The 5,029-nt window shown below is 57.2% G+C and carries 5 protein-coding genes and 1 pseudogene; all 6 read right to left on the bottom strand.

All coding sequences use genetic code 11. The features are described from left to right. Nucleotides 1-126, bottom strand: a 126-nt coding sequence (locus PHF15_RS16475) for a GTP-binding protein (protein ID WP_300122900.1), incomplete at its 3' end; no start/stop codon positions are given. Nucleotides 127-236: 110 nt separating this feature from the next. Continuing rightward, the gene (gene fusA / locus PHF15_RS16470; RefSeq protein ID WP_300122899.1) at nucleotides 237-2,339 is read right to left on the bottom strand and encodes an elongation factor G; all 2,103 of its coding nucleotides are present in this window, start codon (nucleotides 2,337-2,339) and stop codon (nucleotides 237-239) included. Between the two features lie 148 nt (nucleotides 2,340-2,487). Beyond that, nucleotides 2,488-2,961, bottom strand: a complete 474-nt coding sequence (gene rpsG, locus PHF15_RS16465; protein WP_075585502.1) for a 30S ribosomal protein S7 — start codon at nucleotides 2,959-2,961, stop codon at nucleotides 2,488-2,490. A 157-nt stretch (nucleotides 2,962-3,118) separates the two neighbouring features. Continuing rightward, nucleotides 3,119-3,496: a 30S ribosomal protein S12 gene (rpsL, locus tag PHF15_RS16460; protein WP_300122896.1), complete on the bottom strand. Its 378-nt coding sequence runs from the start codon at nucleotides 3,494-3,496 to the stop codon at nucleotides 3,119-3,121. Between the two features lie 124 nt (nucleotides 3,497-3,620). Further along, the gene (locus PHF15_RS16455) at nucleotides 3,621-4,775 is read right to left on the bottom strand and encodes a D-alanyl-D-alanine carboxypeptidase family protein (RefSeq protein WP_300122894.1); all 1,155 of its coding nucleotides are present in this window, start codon (nucleotides 4,773-4,775) and stop codon (nucleotides 3,621-3,623) included. Between the two features lie 104 nt (nucleotides 4,776-4,879). Continuing rightward, nucleotides 4,880-5,029: pseudogene (locus PHF15_RS16450) on the bottom strand ((2Fe-2S) ferredoxin domain-containing protein); the annotation flags it as partial.

Genomic DNA, 5,029 nt, shown 5'->3' with positions numbered 1-5,029 from the left:
GCCGCCAAACTTGGAGGCCAGCACGGTGGTGATGGCCGCCGTCAGGGTGGTCTTGCCGTGGTCAACGTGACCGATCGTGCCCACGTTCACGTGGGGCTTGGTACGGGTGAATTTTTCTTTTGCCATTTTTCAATTCTCCAAAGAGCTATTCCCGTGTATTGGTTTTACGTCTGCACAGTGTTGCTGAATCGCCCCGCACGGGAACAGGGCGGCACACCATCGCAGACAAACAAAAATTACTTGGCGCGTGCTGCCATGATGGCTTCAGACACGTTGCGCGGGGCTTCCGCATAGTGCTTGAATTCCATCGTGTAGGTAGCGCGACCTTGCGACATGGAGCGCAATGTGGTGGAGTAGCCGAACATTTCGGACAGCGGCACTTCAGCCTTGATGGCCTTGCCACCACCAACCATGTCGTCCATGCCCTGCACCATGCCGCGGCGTGAGGACAAATCGCCCATCACGTTACCGGCGTAGTCTTCCGGCGTTTCCACTTCCACGGCCATCATGGGCTCCAGAATCACTGGGTTGGCCTTGCGGCAACCTTCCTTGAAACCGAAGATAGCAGCCATCTTGAACGCGTTTTCGTTCGAGTCCACATCGTGGTAGGAACCGAAGGTCAACGTGACCTTGACGTCCACCACAGGGTAGCCAGCGAGCACACCCTGGTTCAGGGCTTCGATCACGCCCTTCTCAACCGCGGGGATGTATTCACGAGGAACCACACCGCCCTTAATGGCGTCAACAAATTCAAAACCCTTGCCGGCTTCGTTGGGTTCAACCGTGAACACGACGTGACCATATTGGCCCTTACCACCGGACTGACGCACGAACTTGCCTTCAACTTCCGTCACTTGTTTACGGATAGTTTCGCGGTAGGCAACCTGGGGCTTGCCCACGTTGGCTTCCACACCAAACTCGCGCTTCATGCGGTCCACAATGATTTCCAGGTGCAACTCGCCCTGACCACCAATGATGGTCTGGCCCGATTCCTCATCGGTTTGCACGCGGAAGGAAGGATCCTCTGCAGCCAGGCGGCTCAGGGCAATACCCATTTTTTCCTGGTCGGCTTTGGACTTGGGCTCCACGGCCTGGCGAATCACGGAATCCGGGAACACCATGCGCTCCAGCGTGATCACCGCATTGGGATCACACAGGGTTTCACCGGTGGTCACGTCCTTCAAGCCCACGCAGGCAGCAATGTCGCCAGCACGGATTTCGTCGACTTCTTCACGGTTGTTGGCGTGCATCTGCACGATACGACCGATACGCTCTTTCTTGCCGCGCACCGCGTTGTAAACGGTGTCGCCCTTTTTCAGCACACCGGAGTACACGCGCACGAAGGTCAACTGACCCACAAACGGGTCGGTCATCAACTTGAACGCCAAAGCGGCAAACTTCTCGTCGTCGTCAGCCTTGCGGGTGACTTCCTTTTCGTCTTCGTCAAAGCCCTTGATGGCTTTCACGTCCAGCGGAGAAGGCATCAGCTCAATGACGGCGTCCAGCATGCGCTGCACGCCCTTGTTCTTGAACGCAGTGCCACACAACATGGGCTGGATTTCACCAGCGATGGTGCGCATGCGCAGACCGGCGGTGATTTCCTCTTCGGTCAGGTCACCCTCTTCGAGGTACTTGTTCATCAGCTCTTCGGAGGCTTCGGCTGCTGCTTCCACCATTTTTTCGCGCCACTCTTTGGCCGCCTCAACCAATTCAGCCGGAATCTCGCCGAACGTGAACTTCATGCCCTGGGAAGCTTCATCCCAAATGATGGCCTTCATCTTGCGCAAATCCACCACGCCAGTGAAGTTTTCTTCGGCGCCGATCGGGATCACGATGGGCACGGGGTTGGCCTTCAGGCGCAACTTCATCTGGTCCACGACCTTGAAGAAATTGGCACCGGTACGGTCCATCTTGTTCACAAAGGCCAGGCGCGGCACCTTGTACTTGTTCGCCTGACGCCACACGGTTTCAGACTGGGGCTGCACGCCGCCCACAGCGCAGTACACCATGCAGGCGCCATCCAGCACACGCATGGAACGCTCCACTTCAATCGTGAAGTCCACGTGGCCAGGGGTGTCGATGATGTTGATGCGGTGCTCGGGGAAGGAGGTGTCCATACCCTTCCAGAAGCAGGTGGTCGCAGCAGACGTGATCGTGATACCACGTTCTTGCTCCTGTTCCATCCAGTCCATGGTGGCTGCGCCGTCGTGCACTTCACCAATCTTGTGGTTCACACCGGTATAAAAAAGAATACGTTCGGTCGTGGTGGTTTTGCCAGCGTCAATGTGCGCGGAAATACCGATATTGCGGTAGCGCTCGATAGGAGTTGTGCGAGCCATGATAGATCCTTGGTTGATCGTTTTATTTGGGGACCAGACCGCTCGTTTTCGCCAAGCGGACCAGCTACTTTGCGTCAGCCCCAATCAACAAAAGGCCGCTGGCAAAACACCAACGACCTTGAGTCAATACGGAGACCGATCCGTCGGTTTAGAAACGGAAGTGCGAGAAAGCCTTGTTGGCTTCCGCCATGCGGTGAACTTCGTCACGCTTCTTCATGGCACCGCCGCGGCCTTCAGTGGCCTCCAGCAGCTCATTGGCCAGACGCAGGGCCATGGATTTTTCACCGCGCTTGCGGGCGGCCTCCTTGATCCAGCGCATGGACAAAGCCAGACGACGGACAGGACGCACCTCAACCGGCACCTGGTAGTTGGCACCACCAACGCGACGGGATTTCACTTCAACCAGCGGCTTCACGTTGTTGATAGCCACGGTAAAGGCTTCCAGCGCATCCTTATCGGGATGCTTTTTGGCGATCTGCTCCAGAGCACCATAAATGATGCGCTCTGCAACCGCCTTTTTGCCGCCTTCCATGATCACGTTCATGAATTTGGACAGCTCGACATTGCCGAATTTAGGATCCGGCAGGATTTCACGTTTAGGGACTTCGCGACGACGTGGCATTTTTTCACCTCTATTGCTTCAGTTGGCATCCTTTTTCAGGACACCGCGAGAGTTAAAAATAAGTCTCTCACTTACTTGACCCGAACCTTGGGCCACTACGTTTGCTGACTGCGCCACGCAGCAACAAACACCTTTTTACATTCAAACAACCAGCAGCTTATTTAGCCTTAGGACGCTTTGCACCATACTTGGAACGCGACTGCTTGCGGTCTTTCACGCCTTGCAAGTCAAGCGAGCCACGCACGATGTGGTAACGCACACCCGGCAAGTCCTTGACACGACCGCCGCGAACCAGCACCACGCTGTGTTCCTGCAGGTTGTGGCCTTCACCGCCGATGTACGAAATCACCTCAAACCCGTTGGTCAGGCGCACCTTGGCGACCTTACGCAAAGCCGAGTTAGGCTTCTTCGGAGTGGTGGTGTAAACGCGGGTGCAAACACCGCGGCGTTGTGGAGAATTTTCCATCGCAGGGCTCTTGGACTTGATCGTTTCGACCGACCGCCCCTGACGGATTAACTGATTAATGGTTGGCACCTGAGCCTCCTAAATACAAACGTCCCTAAACGTTTAAAACATGAAAATAACGAAAACGTGAAACCCTTCGGAAATTCCGAAAAGCCCGCTACTATATCAGGTCAACCCTGCCGCCGCAAGCCGTTTACTTGATCCACAGACGCAAGGCATCCCAGGCGCGCCCCAGCACCCCGGCCTGCTCCACGCCCTGCAGCACCTGCAGCGGCACCTCGGCCACCACTTTGCCACCGCTGCTGACCTTCAGCGTGCCCAGCGCCTGCCCCTTGGCCAGCGGCGCCACCAGCGGCTCCGGGCGGGCCACTTCGGTCGTCAGTTTGCTGCCGGTTCCGGCAGGCACCGCCACCACGACCGGCCAGGGCAGGCCCAGGGACACGGTTGGCGCCTTGCCCTTCCAGACCGCCGGCGACACCACCGCCTGGTTGGCGTCAAACAACTTCACCGCTTCGAACGCCGTATAACCCCAGTTCAGCAGCTTCTGCGACTCATTGGCACGGGCGTTCTCGCTGGCCGCCCCCAACACCACCGACAGCAGACGGCGGCTCCCCACCCCGGAGACCTCACGCCGCGCCGTGGCAACCAGACAATACCCAGCCGCTTCAGTGTGCCCGGTCTTGAGACCATCCACCGTCGGATCGCGAAACAGCAGCAAGTTGCGATTGCCATCATTGGCCGCCGGAGAACCCGGGTAACGGTATTTCTTGATGGCGTAATAAGCCACGTCATTCGGGAAATCGTGCAGCAGCCGGGTGGCCAGCACACTCAGGTCCCGCGCCGTGGTGGTATGGCCAGCCTCAGTCAGGCCCTCGGGATTCTTGTAGCTGGTTGACTTCATGCCCAGCACCTTGGCCTGCTCGTTCATCAACTGCACAAAACGCTCCACGCTGCCCCCCACTCCCTCAGCCAGCGCCACGGTGGCATCGTTGCCACTTTGCACAATCATGCCCTTGATCAAATCTTCCACCGGCACCTGCATCTTCGGGTCAATGAACATGCGCGAGCCCGGCATCCGCCAGGCACGCTCACTCACCGGCAAAGTCTGCTTGAGATCGATTTTTTTGTTGCGCAAGGCATCAAACACCAGATACGCCGTCATCAGTTTGGTCAGCGACGCCGGCTCCACCGGCGTATCGATGTCCTTTTGCGCCAGGATCTGGTTGGCCGTCACATCCAGCAGCAAATACGAACGGGCGGCAATTTCAGGCGGCTGCGGCACCTGGGCCGCTGCCGACAAGGCCAGCCAGGCCATCAACAGCAAAAACAGTTTTTTCATAAAAGACATGAAACCTGGCACCAGAGCAGGCAATTTCAAAGATTTGCTATATTCAATATAGCAACAAAGGCTTATTGGATGCGGGTAATGCATCAAAACATGCATCAACCAGTTCAACGTCCCAGGTCCGGCGGCGTCAGCAGGCGGGTCACCACCCTGCCGTTTTTCAGGTGCGACTCCACAATTTCGTCGATGTCACTCTCATCCACATAGCTGTACCAGACCCCTTCAGGGTAGACCACGGCCACCGGGCCGGCGGCGCA

The organism is Rhodoferax sp. (genome assembly GCF_028689295.1).
Lineage (GTDB): Bacteria > Pseudomonadota > Gammaproteobacteria > Burkholderiales > Burkholderiaceae_C > Rhodoferax.
The sequence above is the reverse complement of the archived record's forward strand: the minus strand, read 5'-3'. Positions and strand labels throughout refer to the sequence as shown.